Genomic DNA, 23934 nt, shown 5'->3' on the forward strand with positions numbered 1-23934 from the left:
CCTAAAATGGCCGGATGCGCGATGATCTCTCTCTCCTGTTGAACTCTCTCAACGACGCCCAACGCCAGGCTGTAGCTGCGCCGGTTGGTCGTCAGTTGGTCCTGGCCGGTGCCGGCTCCGGCAAGACCCGTGTGCTGGTGCACCGTATCGCCTGGTTGATCCAGGTCGTGCAGGCCTCGCCGCACTCGATTCTCTCAGTAACCTTCACCAACAAGGCCGCAGCCGAGATGCGCCAGCGTATCGAACAGCTGATGGGCATCAACCCGGCCGGTATGTGGGTAGGTACCTTCCACGGCCTGGCACACCGCCTGTTGCGTGCGCACTGGCAAGAAGCCGGTCTGAACCAGAACTTCCAGATCCTCGACAGCGACGACCAGCAACGCCTGGTCAAGCGGGTGATCCGCGAGCTGGGCCTGGATGAGCAGCGCTGGCCAGCGCGCCAGGCGCAGTGGTTCATCAACGGCCAGAAGGACGAAGGCCTGCGCCCGCAGCACATCCAGACCAGTGGCGACCTGTTCCTGGGCACCATGCGCAGCATTTATGAAGCCTACGAGGCAGCTTGCCAGCGCGCCGGGGTCATCGACTTCTCCGAGCTGCTGCTACGCGCCCTGGACCTGTGGCGCGACCACCCGGGCCTGCTCGAACACTACCAGCGGCGGTTCCGCCACTTGCTGGTCGACGAATTCCAGGATACCAACGCCGTGCAGTACGCCTGGCTGCGGTTGCTGGCCAAGGGTGGCGACAGCCTGATGGTGGTCGGCGACGACGACCAGTCGATTTACGGCTGGCGCGGCGCCAAGATCGAGAATATTCATCAGTACACCGCCGACTTCCCCGACGCCGAACTGATCCGCCTGGAGCAGAACTACCGCTCCACCGCCGGCATCCTCAAGGCGGCCAATGCCCTGATCGCCAACAACAGCGGGCGCCTGGGCAAAGAGCTGTGGACCGACGGTGGCGACGGCGAGCCGCTGAGCCTGTACGCCGCCTTCAACGAACACGACGAAGCCCGTTACGTGGTCGAGAGCATCGAAAGCGCGCTCAAGACCGGCCTGGCCCGCAGCGACATCGCCATCCTTTATCGCTCCAACGCCCAGTCGCGGGTGCTGGAAGAAGCGCTGCTGCGCGAGCGTATCCCTTACCGCATCTACGGCGGCCAGCGCTTCTTCGAACGCGCAGAAATCAAGAACGCCATGGCCTACCTGCGCCTGCTCGAAGGCCGTGGCAATGATGCGGCCCTTGAACGGGTAATCAACGTGCCGCCACGCGGCATCGGTGAGAAAACTGTCGAAGCGATTCGCGAACACGCGCGCCATGCCCAGGTTTCGATGTGGGAGTCGATGAACCTGCTGATCGCCAACAAGGCACTCAAGGGTCGCGCCGCCAGTGCCTTGGGTGCGTTCATGGAAATGATCGAGAACCTCACGGCCAAAGTCCTGGAAATGCCCCTGCACCTGATGACCCAGACAGTCATTGAACAGTCCGGGCTGATCATCTATCACCAGGAAGAAAAAGGCGAAAAAGGCCAGGCCCGGGTAGAAAACCTCGAGGAACTGGTCAGCGCCGCGCGCAACTTCGAAAATAGCGAAGAAGACGCCGAACTGTCGCCATTGGCGGCGTTCCTCGGCCACGCCTCGCTGGAAGCCGGCGACGCCCAGGCCGACGAGCACGAAGACAGCATCCAGCTGATGACCCTGCACAGCGCCAAGGGCCTTGAGTTCCCCCATGTGTTCCTGGTCGGCATGGAAGAAGGCCTGTTCCCGCACAAGATGAGCCTGGAAGAGCCCGGCCGCCTGGAAGAAGAACGCCGCCTGGCCTACGTTGGCATCACCCGTGCCATGCAACAGCTGGTGATGACCTATGCCGAAACCCGCAGGCTTTACGGCAGCGAGACTTACAACAAGGTCTCGCGTTTCGTCCGTGAGATCCCGGCCGGCCTGGTTCAGGAAGTGCGTTTGTCCAACAGCGTCAGTCGCCCGTTCGGCTCTGGCCAGCAGCAGAACTCGAGCAGCCTGTTCGCCAACGCCAACATCCCACAGACCGCCTTCAATCTGGGCCAGCGGGTGCAGCACGCAGTGTTCGGTGAAGGTGTCATCCTCAACTTCGAAGGCTCCGGCGCCCAGGCCCGGGTCCAGGTCAATTTCGCCGAAGGCAGCAAGTGGTTGATGCTTGGCTACGCCAAACTGGAAGCCCTGTAACGCAGAGAAACCCTGTGGGAGCGGGCTTGCCCCGCGAATTGCGGTCCGCACGTCAGATTGCATCGCGGGGCAAGCCCGCTCCTACAACGTATTCGGACAAATCAGGCAAAAGCTGGAAACATTATGGCGCTGGTCATGTGTCCTACAACCTGTGCACCATGACGCGCGTGCAATCCACAAAACGGGAATACCCTTCTATGCAACGTTTTCTTAGCATCGCCTTGGCGTTGTGCATCGGCCTGACGATGAGCCTCGACGCCAACGCCAAACGCATGGGCGGCGGCAAAAGTTCAGGCGCCGCGCCGATCCACCAGACCCGTCAGGCAACCCCGACCACTCCGGCTGCCTCGCCCACCGCGCCAGGTCGCGCACCTGCCGCCGCCAGCGGTGCTTCGCGCTGGCTCGGTCCTCTGGCCGGCCTCGCCGCCGGTGGCCTGCTGGCCTCCATGTTCATGGGCGATGGCTTCGATGGCATGCAGATCTTCGACATCCTGATCATGGCGGTTATCGCCTTCCTGGTGTTCCGCTTCATCGCCGCCCGTCGCCGCAAGCAGCAGCCTCAAATGGCCGCAGCCGGTCACGCACCATTCCAGCGTGAAGCGCACCAGCAACCGGCCCAACCGTCGATTTTCGGTGGCTCCGCGGCGCCTGCCGCTGCCCGTCCGGTCATCAACGCCCCGGCCTGGTTCAACGAGCAGAACTTCCTGGCTGCTGCCCGCAACCACTTCCAGTCGCTGCAGCAGCACTGGGACGCCAACGAAATGGACAAGATCGCCGAGTTCGTCACGCCACAGATGCTGCAGTTCCTCAAGCAGGAGCGTGCTGATCTGGGTGATGGCTTCCAGTCCACCTACATCGACGACCTGAACGTGCAGCTTGAAGGTGTCGACGACCGCGCCGACAAGACCATCGCCACCCTGACCTTCAGCGGCGTGTCGAAAACCTCGCGCTTCGACCAGGGCGAAGTGTTCAGCGAAAGCTGGAACATGGAACGTGCGCCGGGCGAAAACCAGCCTTGGCTGGTCGCCGGGATCCGTCAGAACGGCTGATCTTGAGGCATTGCACAAAAAACCCCGGGCTTGTCCCGGGGTTTTGCTTTTAGCGCAACGGGCTACTAGGGTATAACGCGCAGCGTGTCGTAAAGGTTAGAGGATAGAACCGTGGAAGAAGTCATCGAACAGCTCCGAGAAGCCAATGAACCGGTACCGGTGCCGCTGGAGTTGCCGGACGAAGACCAACTGGTCGAAATCGAAGAAGAGTTGTTCATCAACATTCCGTTCGTCTTCAAGGAATTCCTGCTGACGGTCAGCGATGTGGTCTATGGCGGCCTGGAGCCGGTCACCGTCACCGATCCCCAGTCGCATACCTACTTGCCGGACGTGGCGGCCAATGCCTGGGACGCGGGTGTGCCACGCGACCTGATTCCCATCTGTCAGGACGGCGACGACTACTACTGCGTCGAAGAAGACGGCACCGTGGTGCTGTGGTCCGGCGAAGAAGAGGTCGTTACTGAAGAGAGCTGGGAATCGGTCTGGCACTGGGCGCGGGATGTCTGGCTGGAAAGCTGAATGAGAAATAACCGCACAAAATAATGGCTCTTGGCTATTAATGTTCGTAGAATCGCCACGCCTTCCTGCGCGTGGCGCTTCGCTACCGCTCCATCCCCTCGGACATTCGAACCGCCCCGCGCAGGAAGCGCCTCTTAGCGGTGGTTCTCCTGGTTGTTTTCCAGGGTCTCCAACAACGCGATCTGCATGCGTGTATGCACACGGATGAACCAGCGCCACAGCACCGCAACCACCACCGCCGCGACCACCACAATCAGCAACAGCAGCTCGTTGGTGGGCAGGATGCTGGCCGACAGCGCCGACAGCAGCAAGAAAATCACCAGCAGCGACAACAGGGGTATGACCTCGGCAATCACTCGCCGCACCCGCTGGGTATGCCGCCCGGCCATCTCCGGCTTGACCCCCATCTCCGCCAACAGCATCGACAGGGCCTTGAGCTTGCGGTACGCGGCGATCAGGAATGGCAGCGACAGCATCAAGGCCGCGCCCCAGATCAAGGCTTTCTGCTGGCCGGCATCGCTGACCCATTCGCTCAGGTAGTCGGCAATGCGCGAGGCGAAATAGCCGCCACTGAAGAAGATCGCGACCACCAGCGCCAGGTTCACCCCCACCTGCAGCAGGATGCGCCGGATCATCGACGCCAGCAGCGCACCCTCACCGTGCGGCTGAATGCTGCGCAGCCACTCGCCATACAGCGACAACACCCGCGACAGGCGCCCTGGGACCACTCTGGAGAGCTTCAGCGACAAAGGGTCGGCAGCACGGATCAAATAGGGCGTGAGCAGCGTGGTGATGGCTGACACGGCTACGGCCACCGGGTAGAGGAAGTCGCTGGTCACCTGCAGGGTCATGCCCAACGCGGCGATAATGAAAGAGAACTCGCCAATCTGCGACAGGCCCATCCCGACCCGCAGTGAGGTCCGACCGTCGTTACCGGCGATAAAGGCCCCCATGCCGCAGGAAAGCATCTTGCCCAGTACCACAGCGATGGTAATGACCACGATCGGCCAGGCGTACTCGACCAGAATCGAAGGGTCGATCATCAAGCCGATGGCCACGAAAAAGATGGCGCTGAACAGGTCGCGAACCGGCTCGATCAGGCGTTCGATTTTCAGCAACTGGCGCGACTCGGCCATGATCGCACCGATCAGGAAGGCCCCCAGGACCATGCTGTACTCAAGCTTGACCACCAGCAGGCAGAAGCCAAAACACAGGCCCAGGACAGTGATCAGCAGCATCTCGTTGCTTTCGAACTTCGCCACGTAAGCCAGCAGGCGCGGTACCAGCAAGATGCCGATAACCAGGGCGACAATCATGAACAGTGACAGCTTGCCGACGGTCGAGAACACCTCACCGGAGCTCACCGTGCCGCTGACGGCGATACCCGAGAGCAAGGCAATGATGCCGATGCCGAGGATGTCTTCGACGATCAGCACGCCGAAGATCAGCTGGGCGAAGCGCTCGTTCTTCATCTTCAGGTCATTGAGCGCCTTGACGATGATGGTGGTCGAGGAAATTGCCAGAATGGCACCGAGAAACAGCGAATCCATGGTGTTCCAGCCGAACCAGCGGCCAATCTCGAAGCCGATCCAGATCATCAGCACGATCTCCAGGAACGCCGCGATGAACGCCGTGGCCCCAACCTTGAACAACTTGCGCAGGCTGAACTCCAGACCCAGACAGAACATCAGGAAGATCACCCCAAGCTCGGCCAGGGTCTTGATCGTGTCTTCGTCGTGAATCAGGCCAAATGGCGGGGTGTGCGGGCCGATGATAAAGCCGGCAACAATGTAGCCAAGCACCACGGGCTGCTTGAAGCGGTGGAACAGGATAGTGACCACCCCGGCAACCAGCATGATCACTGCCAAATCCTGAATAAAGCTGATGGCATGCACGGCGTGGGACTCCTTACCTGATTTCCAAAGACAAGCCGCAACTCGCCCGATGAATTGTCTGATTGAGTTGCGGGTACATAGCGTTTTAAATGTAGGAAAGCCCACCTTGCGTGGGCTTCATCAGGTTAACACCGCCGCTTGTCGCGAAAAGCCGGTGCAATATGAAGAAACAGATCGACCAAAGCATCGCCGCTAATGGCACAAACAGCGTGACGGCAAGGCCGCTGTCAGCGTCCCGTCTACAGAGATGGGAATCGTATTGGGGGAAAGAAGCGTGAATAGCAATCGCCACCCCGCCTCAGCGCAACCTTACCGTGAGCACACTATGGAACCTGGAAACGCCCAGCTGTCGATGACCGTCCTGATGACCCCGGACATGGCCAACTTTTCTGGCAATGTCCACGGCGGCACCCTGCTCAAATACCTCGATGAAGTGGCCTACGCTTGCGCCAGCCGCTATGCCGGCCGCTATGTAGTGACCCTGTCAGTCGACCAGGTGGTCTTTCGCGAGCCGGTGCATGTCGGCGAACTGGTGACCTTCCTGGCTTCGGTCAACTACACCGGCAACACCTCGATGGAAGTCGGCATCAAGGTGGTTACCGAGAACATTCGCGAACGCTCGGTGCGCCACAGCAACAGCTGTTTCTTCACCATGGTCGCCGTCGACGATGACCGCAAGCCAGTGGCGGTACCGCCGCGCCAGCCTGAAAGCAGCGAGGAAAAGCGCCGTTTCCTGCAAGGTAAACAGCGTCGACTGATCCGTCAGGAGCTGGAAAAGCGCTATCAGGAACTCAAGGGCGACGCCCTTTAGAAGTCCAGAGGCTGTGCTGCAAAGCGCAGCCGCGGGTGCATGATACGGTCCTGGGCACGCACCAGCTCCAGCTCGTAGCTGGCGCAGGCCTGGGTTTCCAGCAGTACTTCATGCACGGCGGCGGCGGTGAACTCAAACGCCGCCACCCAGTCGTCACCCAACAACAAGCGCGCCAGGAACAAGCCTGACGTCAGGTCGCCAACGCCTACCGGCTGACGGGCGAATGCCAGCAGTGGGCGACGGATGTGCCAGTTGCCTTCGGCGGTCACCAGGAGCATTTCAAAGTCATCGGCACCGCGTCCAGGATAAGCCAGGTGCTTGACCAGGATGGCTTTGGGGCCCCGTTCCAGCAGGCTGCGGGCCATCTCGACACAGTCTTGCAACGACTCTGCGCGGCGCCCGCAGAAGCTGTCCAGTTCCAGCTGGTTCGGACACAGCACATCGGCGCAGGTCAGCGCCTGCTCAACCAGAAACTCGCTGACTTCAGCCGGGACGATGCAACCCTTCTCGGGGTGGCCCATCACCGGGTCGCACACGTACAGGGCGCGTGGGTTGGCCGCCTTGATCCGGGCTACGCCGCTGAGGATCGCCCGCCCCTGTTCGGCGCTACCCAGGTAGCCGGACAACACGGCATCGCAATTGCCCAGCTCACCGATCGTCGCAATCCCTTCTACCAGTGCAGGTATTTGCGCTGGAGCAAGCACTTCTCCAGTCCACTGGCCATACTGAGTATGGTTGGAGAACTGCACAGTATTGAGCGGCCAGACCTTTACCCCGACTCGCTGCATGGGAAATACCGCGGCGCTATTGCCGGCATGGCCGAAAACTACGTGAGACTGGATGGCAAGCAGATGCGGCGTACGTTTCATGCAGGACTTCCAAAAGCGTAGGAATGAAGAACAAGGCGCGCAGTATGGCGCTAAATGCCACCTGTACGACAGACCGGGGAGGCAGTTAAGCTGGGCATACCTCGTTGGAGCAAATGTAGATGTTGACCCTGGGAAATCTCTTCGTGCTGATGCTGCTGGCCACGGCTGGCGCCTGGTTGTGGCATAACCACGGCTTGCGTGAAAAGGCCTTGGAGCGGGTCAAACAACACTGCGCCAAGCTCGACCTGGAACTGCTCGATGGCAATGTTGCGCTCAAGCGCATCGGTTTTGTCCGCGACGCCAACGGCCGCAAGCGCCTGGCCCGGGTGTACAACTTCGAGTTCACCGTCACCGGCGAACAGCGCCACCCCGGTACTGTGACTCAGTTTGGCGCCCACACCATGCAAATCGAACTGGCGCCCTACCCGTTCGAGATCAAGACACCTCAACATCACGACAATGTCATCGAGATGAATCAGTGGCGCCAGGACCATAACCGCTGGCGCAACTAAACGCGACAGGCCAGCATGGCTTGCTTGAGCAGTTCAGGGTCTTGCGGCTCGGCGAAGATCAGCTCCAGCCGCGAATCACGGCGCCATTCACTGCTGCCCCAGTCCAAGCCAGGCTGCCCCGCCACGGCATTGAGCGACTGCCAACCGTCCATGCTGTGGATAACTGCTTTGGCCCGGCGCCACCCCTGGGCGTTCAGAAAAAGGGCCAGGCGAGTGCAATCAAACACCTGGCTCGGGTGCCAACACCAACCGATGCTCCAACCTTCGGCAGCCTGCTGAATGCTGCAAATCGGCTCCTGTGGATTTGTCCACAGGCTGCCTGTCACCCCGTAAACATTAGCTGATGCAAGCTTATCCACAGTGGCGGGCAGCACTTGCGCAGCACTTTGCACAGGCAGTTCGGAGAATGGCAACTGCCCGAAATCAGTCCAGTACCGGCGAACATCCGCAAGCCGAGAAGTTATCCACAAGCGTTGCTCCGCGTCCACATCGGCGGATTTATTCATCACCAGCAGCCCGGCGCTGGCCAGGGTCGATTGTTGTGCTTCAGGCAGGGCAGATCCTGCAGCAAGTTGCTCGGCATCCAGCACCAGCACCGCAGGCTGTAGCGCCAGTACGCCCTGCCAGGGCGGTAAACGCAGTTGCTCAAGCAATTGCAGCGGATGGCCCAGCCCGGACGGCTCGATAAAAACCCGATGCGGCCTGGCCTTGCGCAGCAAGCGACCCAGGCCGACCTGGAACGGCATGCCATTAACGCAGCACAGGCAACCACCGGCCACCTCACCCAGGGCAATGCCGTCGTCATCGCTGGTCAACAGCGCCGCATCCAGGCCGATCTGGCCGAACTCGTTGATCAGCACGGCCCAGCGCTCATCAGCGGGCCGTTGCGCCAGCAGTTGGCGAATCAGGCTGGTCTTGCCGGCACCGAGCGGTCCGGCAATCACGTGAGTGGGAATGTTCTGCAGCATGAGACAGGTAACGCCTGAAATTTTCGTCACTATGCCGCTATTTCAGGTCATCCAGTCAAGACTGAGGATCAAACACCTGGCGCATCACGCCGCTTCCTCATCGAACCAGGGGCCGAACGGGTCGGGCAGTTGCTGCCAACTGCGCACGCCTGCGGCCATTTCCGCGTCATCTAGCAGGCAAGCCGAAAGCTCGGCATCGAGCTGGGCGAAGTCGATGTTCTGGCCAATAAACACCAGCTCCTGCCGACAGTCACCACATTCGGCGCTCCAGTTCTTGAGGATCTCTGCAGTGCTCTGTTCATCCTGCGGCCACTGCTCACGTGGAACGAAACGCCACCAGCGCCCGGCAAAGCCATAGCGCATCATGCCACCAGCCTGCGACCAGCTCCCGGCATCCTGATGCTTGCTGGCCAGCCAGAAGAACCCCTTGGAACGCAACAGTCGACCGTTGCCCCAAGGCCTGTGGATAAAGTCGAAAAAGCGCTGTGGATGCAGAGGCCGGCGTGCTTGCCAGGTGGTGGCGGCGATGCCGTACTCCTCGGTTTCCGGTACGTGCTCGCCACGCAGTTCCTGTAGCCAACCCGGCGCCTGGGCCGCACGCTCGAAGTCGAACAAGCCGGTATTGAGGATCTGCTTCAGCGGCACTTGGCCCATGACCATTGGCACAATCTGCGCCTGGGCGTTGAGGCTACGCAAAATGGCCGTGAGCTCTTCCCGAGCAACCCTGCTGATCAGGTCGATTTTGCTGAGCAGAATCACGTCGGCGAACTCCACCTGTTCGATCAACAGGTCACTGATCGAGCGTTGGTCTTCTTCACCCAGGGTTTCACCATGACTGGCCAGACTTTCGGCAGCCTGATAGTCACGCAGGAAGTTCAAGCCATCGACCACAGTGACCATGGTATCCAGGCGCGCCTGGTCGGCCAGGCTGCGGCCTTGCTCATCGCGAAAGGTGAAGGTTTCGGCCACCGGCAGTGGCTCGGAGATACCCGTTGATTCGATCAACAGATAATCGAAGCGCCCCTCCCGGGCCAGGCGCGCGACCTCTTCGAGCAAGTCTTCGCGCAAGGTGCAGCAGATGCAGCCGTTGCTCATCTCCACCAGTTTCTCTTCGGCGCGGTTAAGGCTGACATTGCGCTGCACCTCACTGGCGTCGATATTGATTTCACTCATGTCATTGACGATCACCGCCACCCGCAGGTTGTCGCGATTTTTCAAAACGTGATTGAGCAGCGTGCTTTTACCAGCACCCAAAAAGCCGGATAGCACGGTGACGGGAAGACGGTTGGGCATGGGGCGATCCTCATCAGGGTGAGTGCATTCGAACGATGCATTGCGCAATGTTATATTATAACAATACAATCTCGCCAACCTACTTCGCTCAGAACATGACCAAAGGCCGACCTGAAAGATGAAATCGCGTTGCTTGTTTGCCTTCACTGCGTTGCTGCTGTGCGAATCCGCCGGCGCAAATGCCGCGTCCCTCAGCAACGGGCTTGCACTCTGCACCCGCAGTGCAACCCTGCTTGCCTGCAGCGATGCCCAAGGCAATTACTACAGCGTGCAAACCCAGGGCAGCACCACCTACCTACGCGGCTTTGAAATGGAAGGTCGCAGGCTGTGGGCTCAAACCAATAGCCGCTACGGCCAGCTGACCTTCTACACAGGCGTGGCGAGCAACGGTGAAACCTGGGTCGGATACAGCCGGCGCGTGGGCTGGACCACCTTGAACAGCGTGTCCAGTTCCAGCGGACAGCGCTTCAATCTGCGCTGCAACCGCCTGAGCGGCTGCCACTAGTTTTTTCCTTGAAAAGTGAACCCCTGATGAGCGCTTTCACCCTGCCTGACATTGCTGCCCAAGCCACCCACAGCCAATTGCCTTTGGAATGGGTTGGCATGTGCAACATTGCCCTGCCCGTGCAGATCAACAGCCAGATGTTGCGTGCAAGTGCCGACGCAGGCGTGAGCCTCGATGACGGCACTGCCCGAGGCATACACATGTCACGGCTGTATCTGGCGCTCGACGTGTTGGAGTATGAGGCGTTAACCCCTGCGCTGTTGAATGAAGTGTTGGAGCGTTTTCTCGATAGCCATGTTGGCCTGTCAGCCAGCGCCTTCTTGACCCTGCGCTTCGACCTGATGCTAAAACGGCCTGCCCTGGTCAGTCCGCTAGGAGGTTGGAAAGCCTATCCAATCACCTTGCATGCGCAGATTAAAGACGAAGTGTTCCACGTGGAACTATTTGCACAGGTGGAGTACTCCTCGACCTGTCCGTGCTCTGCTGCCTTGGCTCGGCAGTTGATTCAGCAGCAGTTCCTGACTGACTTCGGCAATCGCATGCTGAGCCACGAAACCGTTTTGAGTTGGCTGGGCAGCGCCCAAGGCATTGTGGCGACACCTCACAGCCAGCGCAGTGTGGCTAAATTGCGGGTGCGGCTGCAGCCAGGAATAGAGGAGCTGCCGTTGCACGCGTTGATCGATCACGCGGAAAGCGCGCTGGGTACCGCAGTGCAAACGGCGGTAAAGCGCGCTGATGAGCAAGCCTTTGCCTTGGCCAACGGCCAGAATCTGATGTTCTGTGAGGATGCCGCCAGACGCCTGCATCTGGCGTTGAAAACGCTACCCTGGCTCAGCGGCTTCAATCTGCGCGTGGAACATGCCGAAAGTTTGCATGCCCACGACGCAGTCGCTCACAGCCAATGGCGGTGGTGAGCCGTTTCAGGTTCGCGGTTTGACCGTACCGCAATCGTCGCTCAGCCACAGCGCACGAGTGTTCATGCTGCCCTGCTGCTGCACACCAGAAGCGTTGAATGTGCCATTAACCTTGGTCGTGAACTCACGGTCGCTGACGAACGTGGCTTCACCATTGCCCTGGGCTTTCGGGCAACTGAAAGTGAACTTCCAGACATTGCCATTGCGCTCGGTAATCTTCTGAGTGCAGCCAGACTTGGGATCCTGAAGCGGGATATCATTGGTTTTAACCTGCTCTGGCGTCAGGCAGGAACGTACTCCCTGACCGGCTACACTGATCCCTTGCTTGGCCAGGCCGCCTTCGATCATCGCCCGTTGTTCCGGTGGCAGGTTCTTCAACTGCCCGAGCATGAAGCCCATGTCCGGCAACGCCTTGCCATCGACCTGCATATTGCTGGTGGTCAGCTCCCACAAGCCAGGTTGCAACATCTGCGCATGCACTAACGGGCTTGCCAGGCCCACGACCAGTGCCAGCAGCGGCAGACGACTCTTCATGTAATGACTCCTCAAAACTCCAGCCCCAAGCTGGAACACAGCTTAGACGTCAATTTATGCTTTGGGTTGCAAGTGCTGGCATGAACATGCTCTGTTAGAGGCAGTGCCTTCGGACAGCAGGATGCGTATGGATTACCACAGCCCCTACTTCTTTGGTTACCTCATTGGTGTGATTCACCTGCTCGGCGTGATTGCCGCACTGCATGCGGTGTTCACCGTGCGTACCGCCCAAGGTGCGATCGCCTGGGCCATGTCGCTGCTGTTCATCCCCTACTTCACACTGATTCCCTACTTGGTGTTCGGCAGCCGTACCTTCGATGCGTACATTCAGGCACGGCGCCAAGCCAACCAGGAAATGCATGTGGCCATGGCCGACCTGAACTGGCGCCCCTGGGTAGAGGAAGCCCTGGCCGCACGCAACTCCGAGTCCTATGGCTCGTTAAGGGCGATGCCCAAGTTGGGTCGCATGCCGTGCCTGGCGAACAATCAGGTACGTTTGCTGGTCGATGGCAAGGCCACCTTCGACGCGATCTTGAGCGCCATCGCCGGCGCCCGCGACACCGTGCTGGTGCAGTTCTTCATCATTCACGACGATGACCTGGGGCGACGGCTGCAAGCCGCGTTGCTGGAAAAAGCCGCGCAAGGGGTAAAGGTCTATGTGCTCTACGACCGGGTTGGCAGCCACGCCCTGCCCTCGGCCTACAGCCAGAAGTTGCGCGAAGGCGCAGTGCACATCCGCGCATTCGCCACCCGGCGCGGCTGGTTCAACCGCTTTCAGGTCAACTTTCGCAACCACCGCAAAATCGTCGTGGTCGACGGCCTGCAGGGTTTTGTCGGGGGTCACAATGTGGGGGACGAATACCTGGGCGGCAACCCTAAGCTGTCGCCGTGGCGCGATACCCATGTACAGGTCAGCGGACCGGTGCTGGCCTGCCTGCAGGAATCGTTTGCCGAGGACTGGTTCTGGGCTTCGCGCCAATTGCCGCCGCTGATCCTGCCGGACACCTATCCCGACGATGGCGTGCTGTGCCAGGTGCTGGCCAGCGGGCCGGCCGACCCTCAGGAAACCTGTTCGCTGTTCTTCGTCGAAGCCATCCACGCGGCACGCGAACGCCTGTGGATCACAAGCCCCTACTTCATCCCCGACGAAGCGGTGTTCGCCGCCCTGCGTCTGGCTGTACTGCGCGGTGTCGATGTGCGCATCCTGATTCCGTCACGGGCCGATCACCGTATCGTCTACGCCGCCTCCAGCCTGTTCGCTTTCGAGGCGGTGCGTGCCGGGGTGCGGATGTTCCGCTATGGGCCGGGCTTCCTGCACCAGAAGGTGGTACTGGTCGACAACGAAATCAGCGCGATTGGCAGTGCCAACCTCGACAACCGTTCGTTCCGGCTCAACTTCGAAATCATGCTGCTGACGGTGGACCGGGCGTTTGCCGATCAGGTCGACGTGATGCTCACCCACGATTTCAATCAGGCTCGCGAGATCACCGCTGAAGACACCCGTGATACACATCGCCTGCAACAACTGGGGATGCGTATCGCCCGGCTGATCTCGCCGATTCTGTAAGTGCCTCAGCGATAGAGGTCTTCGCGGGTCATGGGCAGCTCATGGCCACCGTCGGCCAAGGGTTTTACCGCAAGGATCTGATGCAGGTTGATCCAGCCCTTGGCGAACGCGTAGGAACAGCCAGCCAGGTAAAGTCGCCAGATCCGCAGGGCCTTCTCCGGCACCAGCTTGCCGGCCTTGTCGAGTTGCGCTTCGAGGCGGTTACTCCAGTGTTCGAGCGTGCGCGCGTAATGCAGCCGCAGGCTTTCGACATCGACGATCTCAAGGCCGGCTTCACTGATGTACGCACTGATCATCGACAAATGCGGCAGCTCGCCATGGGGGAACACATAGCGCCCGATGAAACTGCCAGCGCCGCGCCCGACCGGACGACCGTCCGTGTGCCTGGCAGTAATGCCATGGTTCATCACCAGGCCACCTGCCCGCACAGCACCGAACAGTTGTTGGCAATACAGCGCCAGGTTGGCATGGCCGACGTGTTCGAACATGCCGACACTGACTACCTTGTCAAAGCGGCCGTCCTGAGGCAGGTCGCGGTAATCGAGAATCTGCAATTCCACCTGCCCTTCCAGGCCCTCTTCCTTGACCCGTTTGCGGCCCAGCTTGAGTTGCTCCTTGCTCAGGGTGATGCCAAACACCTTGGCGCCGAACTCCCTCGCCGCATAGCGCGCCAGCCCGCCCCAGCCACAACCGACATCAAGCAGATAGTCACCCTCGCGCAGGCGTAGCTTGCGGCATAGGTGCTCGAATTTGTTCTGCTGGGCCTGCTCCAAGGTGTCGGTTGCCGATTTGAAGTAGGCACAGGAATACGCCATGTCGCTATCCAGCCATAGCTGGTAGAAGGCGTTGGACAGGTCGTAATGATAGGAAATCGCCTCTGCATCGGTAGACTTGTCATGCTCGCTGCGTACTGGCTGATCGTCTTCGTCATCCTTGAGCAAGGCCACGCTGAGTTCGTCGATAACGCGGATCACTTCACCGATGGCGCCCTCCAGTTCAAGCTTGCCTTCGACAAATGCCGCGCCCAGTTCATCCAGGCTCGGATGGGTCAGTTGGGTTATCAGCTGCGGATCCTTGACCAGAATGGTGACCTGCGGCTTGGGCCCCAGATCGAACGCGTGTCCATCCCAGAGCTTGAGGCGCAGTGGCAGTCCCAGGCTTTGCAGAACAGGTGGAAGTTGCGCAAGCATGAAATAAGCCTCCTTTTTTCATCGGACGTCTGCCCAGAAGGGTAGTTCATCTGCAGCAAGTTTCAGCCAATGCAGACCATAGCCTTAGCCTATGTGGCCCGTTGCAGACCTTGCGAGGGCGGCTTGCGCACAAGATCAATTGTATACAATGAGCCGTTGTGCGGATTAGTCTTGGCGCCATTGTCGATTCTTCATCCTGGAGTACAACAATGAAAACCTATGATGTAGTGATCATTGGCGGCGGGCCTGGCGGCTATAACGCGGCGATTCGTGCCGGCCAGCTTGGCTTGAGCGTAGCGTGCATCGAAGGGCGGACAACCCTGGGTGGCACCTGCCTGAACGTCGGCTGCATGCCGTCCAAGGCGCTGCTGCATGCCTCCGAGTTGTATGAAGCGGCGCTAGGCAGCGAGTTCGCCAACCTTGGCATCGAGGTCAAACCAAAGCTCAACCTCGCGCAGATGATGAAGCAGAAGGATGAGAGCGTCAGCGGCCTGACCAAGGGCATCGAGTTCCTGTTCCGCAAGAACAAGGTCGACTGGATCAAGGGCTGGGGCAAGCTCGATGGCGTCGGCCGGGTGCAGGTGACTGACGAGCAGGGCTCAATCACCGAGCTGCAGGCCAAGGACATCGTCATCGCCACCGGCTCCGAGCCGACTCCCCTGCCCGGCGTGAGCATCGACAACCAGCGCATCATCGACTCCACCGGCGCCCTGGCCCTGAGTGAAGTGCCCAAGCACCTGGTGGTGATCGGTGCCGGCGTCATCGGCCTGGAGCTGGGCTCGGTGTGGCGTCGACTGGGCAGCCAGGTGACCGTGGTCGAATACCTCGATCGCATCTGCCCCGGGACTGACGCAGAAGCGGCGAAAACCCTGCAACGCTCGCTGGCCAAGCAAGGCATCAAGTTCAAACTCGGCAGCAAGGTCACTCAGGCCGTTGTGGCGGCGCAAGGGGTGACGCTGAGCCTGGAGCCTGCCGCTGGCGGAGCCGGTGAAACCCTCGAAGCGGACTACGTGCTGGTTGCCATCGGCCGACGTCCCTACACCCAGGGGCTGGGCCTGCACAGCGTTGGTCTGGAAACCGACAAGCGCGGCATGCTCACCAACCAGCACCATCGCACCAGCGTGCCCGGAGTCTGGGTGATCGGCGATGTCACCTCTGGCGCAATGCTGGCGCACAAGGCCGAAGATGAAGCAATCTCCTGCATCGAGCAGATCGCCGGCAAGGCTCACGAGGTCAATTACAACCTGATCCCGGCCGTCATCTACACCCGCCCGGAATTGGCCAGCGTCGGCAAGACCGAAGAACAGCTCAAGGCCGAAGGCCGTGAGTACAAGGTCGGCAAGTTTCCCTTCAGCGCCAACAGCCGGGCCAAGATCAACCATGAGACTGAAGGCTTCGCCAAGGTCCTGGCTGACGCCCGTACCGATGAAGTACTGGGTGTGCATCTGGTTGGCCCAAGCGTCAGCGAGATGATCGGCGAGTACTGTGTAGCCATGGAGTTCAGTGCCTCGGCCGAAGACATCGCCCTCACCTGCCACCCCCATCCAACCCGCTCCGAAGCCCTGCGCCAGGCCGCAATGGACGTTGACGGAAAAGCCATGCAGGCCTGATCAGTCCACCTGCACCCCTGCCCTGCCAGCCTGCGGTGCTCGTCGCCGCAGGTTGAGCAGCAGGTGCGCGAACAGGCCGAAGATCAACCCCCAGAATGCCGCTGACAAGCCGAGAAAGGACATGCCCGAAGCCGTCACCAGAAAGGTGATGAGTGCAGCTTCGCGGTCACTGGGCACGCTCATCGCCCCAGCCAGCGCACCTGCAATTGCCCCGAACAACGCCAGCCCGGCCAGCGCCGCAATCAAAGCCGCGGGGAAGGCGGTGAACAGCGACACCAGGGTCGCACCGAACACCCCCAGCAACAGATAAAAAACACCGCCACACACACCCGCCCAATAGCGACGCCCTGGATCGTCATGGGATTCGCGACCGGTGCAGATCGCCGCCGTGATCGCCGCCAGGTTCAGGCCATGGCAACCAAACGGCGCCAGCAACAGGCTGACCAGGGCATTGCTGCTGATGATCGGGCTGGCTGGGGTGCGATAACCGTCATTGCGCAGCACGGCGATGCCCGGCACGAACTGCCCGGTCAAAGCCACCATCACCAGGGGCAGGCTAATACTCAACAGCGCATGCCAACTGAAGGCCGGCGTCGTCCACACCGGAGTGGCCAGGCCGATCACCAGCGCCGAGCGGTTCAGCTCACCACTGAGCAACGTGATACTCACGCCACAGACCAACACCGCCAGCACCGCATAGCGCGCAGCCAGGCGCTTGAACAGCAAGTAGGTGACGAACATTGCCAGGACCAGGGCCGGCTGCGACTTCAGCGAAACGAACAACCCCGTGCCGAAACTGAACAGGATGCCCGCCAGCATGGCCGCCGAGATAGCCGACGGCAGCTTGCCGACGATACGGTCGAAGGCGCCGGACAGCCCCACCAGCAGGATCACCAGGTTGGCGACCAGGTAGGCGCCCACCGCTTCGGCATAAACAACTCCCGGCAGCAGCGCCACTAGCAGCGCCGAGCCCGGTGCCGACCAGGCAATCACCAATGGCACCTGGTAACGCAGGCTGAGGAGCACCCCAAGCAGGCCACTGCCAATGGAAATCGCCCAGACCCACGAAGACAGCTCGGCCGCCGACAGCTGGGCACTGTGGGCGGCCTGGAAAATGATCACCAAGGGGCCGGCGTAGGAAATCAGGGTGGCGATGAAACCGGCGACCAGGGCGCTGAGGGAGAAGTCCTGGAATCTTGTTTTCATTGGGTTATTCCGTTGAGGCTTCTGAACAGCATCGCGGGGCAAGCCCGCTCCCACAGGATTATCCAATGCCTGTGGGAGCGGGCTTGCCCCGCGATGGCCTCAAGCGTCCTGCAACGCCCGCGGCCGCTTGCTGCGCTGCTCACTGGCAGGCTTGGGCGCACTCAACAGCTGGAAGTCAAAATCCATCTCGGCAAAGCGCCCTGCTACCCCGCGGGCATCGGCTGCCGCTGCATCCTCGACAAAGCGCAGCTCGCCAATCAGCCCGTCACGGGTGGCGTAGGCAAAGTCGTCCCACAGGTACTCATCACCGGCCAGGTTGATCTGGGTGGTCAGGTGCCGGTAGCCAGGCGCCGAGATAAAGAAGTGGATATGCGCCGGGCGATTGCCATGACGACCGAGCTGGGTAAGCAGCTCCTGGGTGGGTCCATCCGCCGGGCAGCCATAACCAGAAGGTACGATGCTGCGCGCACGGTAGCGGCCTTCGGCATCTGTGACGATGCGGCGACGCAGGTTGAACGCGGACTGGGTGCTGTCGAAGTACGAGTAGGTGCCCTGGGTGTTGGCGTGCCACAGGTCGACTACCGCACCAGGCACTGGCTGGCCGTGCTCATCCAGTACGCGGCCCTGCAAGAACATCACCGTGCCCGGATCAAGTCCATCGTCCATCCGCACTTCACCTTCGGCCAGCGGTGCGCCGGCCACATACAGCGGGCCTTCGATGGTGCGTGGCGTGCCACCGCTGATCCCGGCTTCTGCATCCTGTGCGTCCAGTTGCAGGTCCAGGTAATGCTCGACACCGAGCCCGGCAACCAGCAGGCCGGCCTCCTGGCGCGAGCCGAGGCGGTTGAGGTAGTCGACTGCCTTCCAGAACTCATCGGGGGTCACCTGCAGATCTTCGATGATGCGCGCCACATCGTTGACGATGCGCTGGGTCAGTTGCTTCAGGCGTGGGCTGCCCTGGTCGTTGTGCAGGCCACTGACTTCTTCGAAGAACTTCTGGATATCGGCAGTGTGAGCAATTTTCACGGTCATGTCGGGTTACCTCGAATTGTTGTTATAAGTGCTCGGTGTTCAGCGGTCGTCGCTGTGGATCGATGAGGGGTGGCGGCACAGGCCGTCGACCTCGATGTCCATGTAGGGGAACAACGGCAGTTGCATCAGGGTGTCGTGCAGCGCTTGGACACTGGGCAGGTCGAACACGCTGTAGTTGGCGTAATGCCCGGCGATGCGCCACAGGTGGCGCCAGCTGCCTTCGCGTTGCAGGCGCTGGGCCAGCTCTTTCTCGTCGGCCTTGAGCTGCGCGGCTTTGGCCGGATCCATGTCCAGAGGCAATTTCACGGTCATTTTCACGTGGAACAACATGGCGTCTCTCCTTGCTTACGTGCGGCTGAAGAACGCCAGGCGCTCTTCGTCCAGGGTCAGGCCGAGGCCGGGGGTGCGGGGTACCTGCAGGGCAAAGTCGCGATACACCGGGGCCTCGGTAACGATCTCCTCGGTCAGCAGCAGCGGGCCGAACAGTTCGGTGTGCCAGGTCAACTGATTGAGGGTGACAAAGGCATGAGCGGCAGCCAGGGTGCCGATCGAGCCTTCGAGCATGGTCCCGCCGTACAGGGCGATGCCGGCGGCTTCGGCGATGTGCGCAGTACGCAGCGCGGCGCGTGGACCACCGTTCTTGGCGATCTTCAGGGCGAAGATGCTGGCGGCGCCGTCAGCCGCAAGGCTGAAGGCATCCTCGACGCTTTCGATCGATTCATCGGCCATGATCGGCGCCGGGCTGCGCTGGTTCAGGCGCACTTGCCCAGCGCGGTTGATGCGCGAGATCGGTTGTTCGATCAAATCGATACCGTTGTCGCCCAGCACCTGGCAGGCACGGATCGCCTGGGACTCGTCCCAGTACTGGTTGACGTCGACGCGCACGCTGGCGCGCTCACCCAAGGCACGTTTGATCGCAATGACATGGCGCAGATCATGGGCCACCTCGTTGGCACCGATCTTCAGTTTGAAGATCCGGTGACGGCGCAGGTCGAGCATCTGCTCGGCCTCGGCGATATCGCCTTGGGTGTCACCGCTGGCCAGGGTCCAGGCCACTTCGAGGCTGTCGCGCACGCGCCCACCAAGCAACTCGCTGACCGCCAGGCCCTGGCGCTTGCCTTGGGCATCGAGCAACGCGCTTTCGATCCCCGAGCGGGCGAACGTATTGCCCTTGATCACCTTGTCCAGTCGCTGCATGGCGGCGTTGATGTTGCTGGCATCCAGGCCGGTCAGCAGCGGTGCGAAGTAGCTGTCGATGTTCTGCTTGATGCTCTGCGGGCTTTCGTTGCCGTAGGCCAGGCCACCAATGGTGGTGGCTTCACCGAGGCCTTCGATGCCGTCGCTGCACTGCAGGCGGATGATCACCAGGGTTTGCTTTTGCAGGGTGTGCATCGCCAGCTTGTGCGGGCGAATGGTCGGCAAATCGACGATCAGGGTCGAGATGTGCTCAATCAGGGGCTGACTCATCATGATTCTCCTGGGGCGCTCAACCGAGGTCGCCGCCACCGACCGGCAGTACCGTGCCGGTGATGTAAGAGGCTTCGTCGCTGGCGAGGAAGAGGATTGCGCCAACCTGCTCATCGAGGTTGCCGTAGCGTTTCATCAGGCTGCTGTCGAGGGTCTGGTCGACGATTTGCTGGTACCAGGCCTTCTCATCGGTGCTCTGCTCAGCGCTGTTGCGCGGTACTCGCCGTGGCGGTGCTTCAGTGCCACCGGGTGCCGTGGCGTTGACCCGCACCCCGCGCCCGGCGGTTTCGAAAGCCAGGCAGGCGGTCAATGCATTCACGCCGCCCTTGGCCGCGCCATAGGGCACGCGATTGATGCTGCGGGTCGCAATCGAGGAGACGTTGACGATCGCCCCGCTGCCCTGTTCGAGCATGTACGGCAGCGCCGCATGGCAGCACCACAGGGTGGGGAACAGCGAGCGACGCACTTCCGCTTCGATCTGCGCCGCTTCGTAGTGCTCGAACGGTTTGGCCCAGATGGTGCCGCCAACGTTGTTGACCAGCACATCGAGGCGGCCGAAGTGTTCCACGGCGGCGGCCATTACCCGGCTGCAGTGTTCGTGTTGCTCAAGGTCGGCGGTCAGGCTCAGCACGTCCTCGCCTTGCAGCTCATGCACAAGCTCCGAGCGATCCACGGCCACCAGCGTCGCGCCTTCTGCAAGCAGGCGCTCGCACAAACGGCGGCCGATCCCCTGCGCCGCGCCGGTAACCAGCACGACCTTATTGGTGAATCTGTTCATGACAACCTCGAATAAAAAAGGGGCCGACCGTACCCGCACGATGCGCCCGGCCCCATAAAACGGGCTCAGGCAGCGGCGGCGGCGAATTTTTCGTAGTAGAAGTTCGCCGGGGTAATGCCCTGTTCGCGGATGTACTGGCTGACCGCCTCAACCATCGGCGGTGGGCCGCACAGGTAGACATCGACATCGCCCTGGTTGAGGTGGCGTGGCTCGATGTGCTGAGTGACGTAGCCCTTGAGCGGATGCTGGCTCTCGGGGTTGGCCACACAGGCGCTGAAACTGAAGTTGGCAATGCGCGCAGCGAAAGCCTGCAAGCGGTCCAGCTCGACCAGATCAAAGTCGTTGGTGACGCCGTAGATCAGGTGCAGCGGATGCTCGCTGCCCTCTTCGGCGATCTTCTCCAGCATTGCAGTAAACGGCGCCAACCCGGTACCACCGGCCAGCAGCAGCAACGGCCGACGGATATCGCGCAGGTAGAAACTGCCCAGGGGGCCGGCCAGGGTCATGCTGTCGCCGGCCTTGGCCAGACCGGTAAGAAAACTGCTCATCAGGCCGCCCGGCACGTTGCGGATCAGGAAGCTGACCTCACCGTCCTTTTGCAACGAGCTGAAGGAATAAGCGCGGGTCTGCGCGCTTCCCGGGACACCCAGGTTGACGTACTGCCCGGGCAGGAACGCCAGGCGGCTCAGGGCCTCACCCTTGATCGACAAGGCAATGGTGCTGTCCGACAGCTGGCGCACGGCGCTGATGCTGGCTTCAAAACTGGCCTGCTCGGTCTTGCACAGTTGTGACGATGCCGGCACGCGCACCACGCAGTCGCTCTCGGCGCGCATCTGGCAAGTCAGTACATAGCCTTGAGCGGCTTCATCTTCACTCAAGGCATCTTCGATGTATTCCTGGCCCAGGTCGTAACGGCCCGCTTCGGCAAAACACTTGCAGGTACCACAGGCGCCGTCGCGGCAGTCCAGGGGAATATTGATGCCCTGGCGGTAGGCAGCATCGGCCACGGTTTCGTCAGCGCTGGCATCAATGAAACGGGTGACCCCGTCTTCGAAATTCAAGGCGATCTTGTGCATGGCACACCTCGCAGAAAGCAGGATTCAGATGTGGTAAACGTCGATGACCTGACGCACGTAGTCGTTCTTCAACACCACCTTCTTGGCCTTGATCAGCGGGCGTTCGCCGCGCACGTCGAGGGTGTAGAAGCTGGTGCCGAAATGACTGTCCACGGTCTTGTAGCGAAAGCTCAGGGTGTGCCAGTTGAAGCGCACCCTGCACAGGCCATCGCCCTGCTCCAGCAGCTCGATATTGCTGATGTTGTGCGAGGTCCGGGTGTCGGGCATGGTCGCGCTGGAGCGTTCGGTCTTGATCCGGAACACGCGGTCTTCCAAGCCGCCACGGTTGCCGTACCAGATCAGCGAGATTTCCCGTTGCGGGTCTTCGGTGAGCTGGTCGTTGTCGTCCCAGGCCGGCATCCAGAAGGTCGCGTCGGCGGCGTAGCACTCCAGCCAGTTGTCCCATTGGCTGTCGTCCAGATAGCGCGCTTCCTCGAACAGGAAGTCGCGCACTTGCTCGAAGGAAATGCTCATTGCACGGCCTCCACAGGAATCAACTGCTGGTCGGCGGCAAGCGCCTTGAGCATGGTGTCCTGCCAGTACTTGTGTTGCAGCACGAACAGGCCTTCGTCTTCGGTACGCACGCCGCTCAGTTGCGGATGCAGGTCGATTTCCTGCGCGGCGGCATCAGCGCCTTCGACCCAGTGGGTAGCGCCACGGGACATATCGTTCCAGCCGCGCCCACCCTGGTAGCCCATTTGGCAGGAGCGGAATTCTTCCAGATCATCCGGGGTGGCCATGCCGCTGACGTTGAAGAAGTCTTCGTACTGACGGATACGCTGGGCCCGCGCCTCAGTGCTCTCACCCTTGGGTGCGATGCAGTAGATGGTGATTTCGGTCTTGTCCACGGCAATCGGCCGGGCGATTCGGATCTGCGAGCTGAACTGGTCCATCAGGTACACGTTCGGGTACAGGCACAGGTTGCGCGAGTTTTCGATCATCCAGTTGGCGCGGGCCTGGCCAAAGTCGGCCGCCAGCTCGTCGCGGCGCTCGAACAGCGGACGGTCTTCGGGGTTGGCCCAGCGGGTCCAGAGCAACAGATGGCCCTTGTCGAAAGAGTAGAAACCGCCGCCACTTTTAGCCCAGCCGCCAGCGCTCATGGTTTTCACCTCACCACCAGCCTCGCGCTGTTTGCGTTGGTTCTGGGTGGCGGCATAATTCCAGTGCACGGCGCTGACGTGGTAGCCATCGGCACCATTCTCGGCGGTCAGCTTCCAGTTACCTTCGTAGATGTAGGACGAAGAGCCGCGCAACACTTCCAGGCCTTCGGGCGACTGGTCGACAATCATGTCGATGATCTTGGCCGACTCGCCCAGGTGTTCCACCAACGGCACAACGTCAGGGTTGAGGCTACCGAACAGAAAGCCGCGGTAAGACTCGAAGCGGGCGACCTTGGTCAGGTCGTGGGAGCCTTCGCAATTGAAGCTCGCCGGGTAGCCGGCGTCGACCGGATCCTTGACCTTGAGCAGCTTGCCGGAATTGTTGAAGGTCCAGCCGTGGAACGGGCAGGTGTAGGACGAGCGGTTACCGCTCTTGTGCCGGCAGAGCATCGCACCGCGGTGGCTGCAGGCATTGAGGAAGGCATTGAGCACCCCATCCTTGTTGCGCGCGATGAAAATCGGCTGGCGCCCCATGGTGGTGGTGAGAAAGTCGTTCTTTTCGGGAATCTGGCTTTCATGGGCAAGGTACAGCCAGTTGCCCTCGAAGATGTGTTTCATTTCCAGATCGAACAGACGGGGGTCGGTGAACATCTCGCGCTTGCAGCGAAAGACGCCCTTCTCCTGATCTTCTTCAAGCAGGGAATTAAGGTAATCGAATCCCAGGGACATGGCCGGGGCCTCCGTTGTTATTGTGTTCAGGCCATGTCAGGTTAGGGAGCGAGGGGCACGGTAAATATCCGCT

Annotated in this window: 23 protein-coding genes; 9 read left to right on the plus strand and 14 right to left on the minus strand. The window is 60.9% G+C overall.

Going from position 1 to position 23934, the window contains the following annotated elements:
* Positions 1–14 precede the first annotated feature (14 nt).
* The 3 genes from uvrD to EXN22_RS01285 all read left to right on the plus strand — a co-directional run bounded on the left by uvrD (position 15) and on the right by EXN22_RS01285 (position 3766).
* Complete coding sequence (gene uvrD / locus EXN22_RS01275) at positions 15–2198, plus strand: DNA helicase II (RefSeq protein WP_130262092.1); 2184 nt, start codon at positions 15–17, stop codon at positions 2196–2198.
* 197 nt (positions 2199–2395) lie between these two features.
* Positions 2396–3247 carry a Tim44 domain-containing protein gene (locus tag EXN22_RS01280; protein ID WP_130262093.1) on the plus strand — a complete coding sequence of 284 codons (852 nt, stop codon included), beginning with the start codon at positions 2396–2398 and terminating at the stop codon, positions 3245–3247.
* A 111-nt stretch (positions 3248–3358) separates the two neighbouring features.
* Positions 3359–3766, plus strand: a complete 408-nt coding sequence (locus EXN22_RS01285; protein WP_130262094.1) for an SMI1/KNR4 family protein — start codon at positions 3359–3361, stop codon at positions 3764–3766.
* A 134-nt stretch (positions 3767–3900) separates the two neighbouring features.
* Here EXN22_RS01285 and EXN22_RS01290 read toward each other — a convergent pair whose 3' ends face one another.
* Entirely contained in the window at positions 3901–5661 is a 1761-nt protein-coding gene (locus tag EXN22_RS01290; protein WP_130262095.1) for a cation:proton antiporter, read from the minus strand.
* A 325-nt stretch (positions 5662–5986) separates the two neighbouring features.
* Between EXN22_RS01290 and EXN22_RS01295 the strand changes: the two genes are divergently transcribed.
* Positions 5987–6472: an acyl-CoA thioesterase gene (locus EXN22_RS01295; RefSeq protein ID WP_045186257.1), complete on the plus strand. Its 486-nt coding sequence runs from the start codon at positions 5987–5989 to the stop codon at positions 6470–6472.
* Here EXN22_RS01295 and pdxY read toward each other — a convergent pair.
* Entirely contained in the window at positions 6469–7341 is an 873-nt protein-coding gene (pdxY, locus tag EXN22_RS01300; protein WP_130262096.1) for a pyridoxal kinase PdxY, read from the minus strand. The genes EXN22_RS01295 and pdxY overlap by 4 nt on opposite strands.
* 119 nt (positions 7342–7460) lie before the next feature.
* Here pdxY and EXN22_RS01305 point away from each other — a divergent pair, with 119 nt between their 5' ends.
* Entirely contained in the window at positions 7461–7853 is a 393-nt protein-coding gene (locus tag EXN22_RS01305; protein WP_130262097.1) for a DUF3301 domain-containing protein, read from the plus strand.
* On the opposite strand, the gene EXN22_RS01310 is transcribed toward EXN22_RS01305, so the two are convergent.
* Positions 7850–8821, minus strand: coding sequence for a CobW family GTP-binding protein (locus EXN22_RS01310; protein ID WP_130262098.1), 972 nt, complete (start codon positions 8819–8821; stop codon positions 7850–7852). The two genes, EXN22_RS01305 and EXN22_RS01310, sit on opposite strands and share 4 nt — an antisense overlap.
* Before the next feature lie 84 nt (positions 8822–8905).
* Positions 8906–10114 (minus strand): zinc metallochaperone GTPase ZigA, encoded by a 1209-nt coding sequence (zigA, locus tag EXN22_RS01315; RefSeq protein WP_130262099.1) that lies wholly within the window; start codon positions 10112–10114, stop codon positions 8906–8908.
* Positions 10115–10232: 118 nt separating this feature from the next.
* Here zigA and EXN22_RS01320 point away from each other — a divergent pair, with 118 nt between their 5' ends.
* Both EXN22_RS01320 and folE2 read left to right on the plus strand, forming a co-directional pair.
* Positions 10233–10619 carry a glutamine synthetase gene (locus tag EXN22_RS01320; RefSeq protein WP_130262100.1) on the plus strand — a complete coding sequence of 129 codons (387 nt, stop codon included), beginning with the start codon at positions 10233–10235 and terminating at the stop codon, positions 10617–10619.
* 26 nt (positions 10620–10645) lie between these two features.
* Positions 10646–11533, plus strand: coding sequence for a GTP cyclohydrolase FolE2 (gene folE2 / locus EXN22_RS01325; protein WP_130262101.1), 888 nt, complete (start codon positions 10646–10648; stop codon positions 11531–11533).
* A gap of 6 nt (positions 11534–11539) precedes the next feature.
* Here folE2 and EXN22_RS01330 read toward each other — a convergent pair whose 3' ends face one another.
* Positions 11540–12067 carry a DUF3617 domain-containing protein gene (locus EXN22_RS01330; RefSeq protein ID WP_130262102.1) on the minus strand — a complete coding sequence of 176 codons (528 nt, stop codon included), beginning with the start codon at positions 12065–12067 and terminating at the stop codon, positions 11540–11542.
* 127 nt (positions 12068–12194) lie between these two features.
* Here EXN22_RS01330 and cls point away from each other — a divergent pair, with 127 nt between their 5' ends.
* Positions 12195–13634, plus strand: coding sequence for a cardiolipin synthase (gene cls / locus EXN22_RS01335; protein ID WP_130262103.1), 1440 nt, complete (start codon positions 12195–12197; stop codon positions 13632–13634).
* 5 nt (positions 13635–13639) lie between these two features.
* On the opposite strand, the gene cfaB is transcribed toward cls, so the two are convergent.
* A complete protein-coding gene (gene cfaB, locus EXN22_RS01340; protein WP_130262104.1) occupies positions 13640–14824 on the minus strand; it encodes a C17 cyclopropane fatty acid synthase CfaB in 1185 nt (394 codons plus the stop codon).
* A gap of 209 nt (positions 14825–15033) precedes the next feature.
* Here cfaB and lpdA point away from each other — a divergent pair, with 209 nt between their 5' ends.
* Positions 15034–16434 carry a dihydrolipoyl dehydrogenase gene (gene lpdA / locus EXN22_RS01345; RefSeq protein ID WP_130262105.1) on the plus strand — a complete coding sequence of 467 codons (1401 nt, stop codon included), beginning with the start codon at positions 15034–15036 and terminating at the stop codon, positions 16432–16434.
* Here lpdA and EXN22_RS01350 read toward each other — a convergent pair whose 3' ends face one another.
* The 8 genes from EXN22_RS01350 to benA form a co-directional block, all read right to left on the minus strand.
* On the minus strand, positions 16435–17640 hold the full coding sequence (locus EXN22_RS01350) for a benzoate/H(+) symporter BenE family transporter (RefSeq protein WP_130262106.1): 1206 nt from the start codon (positions 17638–17640) through the stop codon (positions 16435–16437).
* Positions 17641–17739: 99 nt separating this feature from the next.
* On the minus strand, positions 17740–18672 hold the full coding sequence (catA, locus tag EXN22_RS01355) for a catechol 1,2-dioxygenase (protein ID WP_130262107.1): 933 nt from the start codon (positions 18670–18672) through the stop codon (positions 17740–17742).
* A 39-nt stretch (positions 18673–18711) separates the two neighbouring features.
* Positions 18712–19002, minus strand: a complete 291-nt coding sequence (gene catC, locus EXN22_RS01360; RefSeq protein WP_130262108.1) for a muconolactone Delta-isomerase — start codon at positions 19000–19002, stop codon at positions 18712–18714.
* 15 nt (positions 19003–19017) lie between these two features.
* Positions 19018–20139 (minus strand): muconate cycloisomerase family protein, encoded by a 1122-nt coding sequence (locus tag EXN22_RS01365; protein WP_130266742.1) that lies wholly within the window; start codon positions 20137–20139, stop codon positions 19018–19020.
* A gap of 19 nt (positions 20140–20158) precedes the next feature.
* The gene (locus EXN22_RS01370) at positions 20159–20917 is read right to left on the minus strand and encodes a 1,6-dihydroxycyclohexa-2,4-diene-1-carboxylate dehydrogenase (protein WP_130262109.1); all 759 of its coding nucleotides are present in this window, start codon (positions 20915–20917) and stop codon (positions 20159–20161) included.
* A 65-nt stretch (positions 20918–20982) separates the two neighbouring features.
* Complete coding sequence (benC, locus tag EXN22_RS01375) at positions 20983–21993, minus strand: benzoate 1,2-dioxygenase electron transfer component BenC (protein WP_130262110.1); 1011 nt, start codon at positions 21991–21993, stop codon at positions 20983–20985.
* Between the two features lie 24 nt (positions 21994–22017).
* Positions 22018–22506 (minus strand): benzoate 1,2-dioxygenase small subunit, encoded by a 489-nt coding sequence (benB, locus tag EXN22_RS01380; RefSeq protein WP_130262111.1) that lies wholly within the window; start codon positions 22504–22506, stop codon positions 22018–22020.
* Positions 22503–23861, minus strand: coding sequence for a benzoate 1,2-dioxygenase large subunit (gene benA / locus EXN22_RS01385; RefSeq protein ID WP_130262112.1), 1359 nt, complete (start codon positions 23859–23861; stop codon positions 22503–22505). The genes benB and benA overlap by 4 nt, the downstream gene beginning before the upstream one ends.
* Between the last annotated feature and the right edge of the window lie 73 nt (positions 23862–23934).

Origin of the sequence: Pseudomonas tructae, assembly GCF_004214895.1 — a bacterium.
Lineage (GTDB): Bacteria > Pseudomonadota > Gammaproteobacteria > Pseudomonadales > Pseudomonadaceae > Aquipseudomonas > Aquipseudomonas tructae.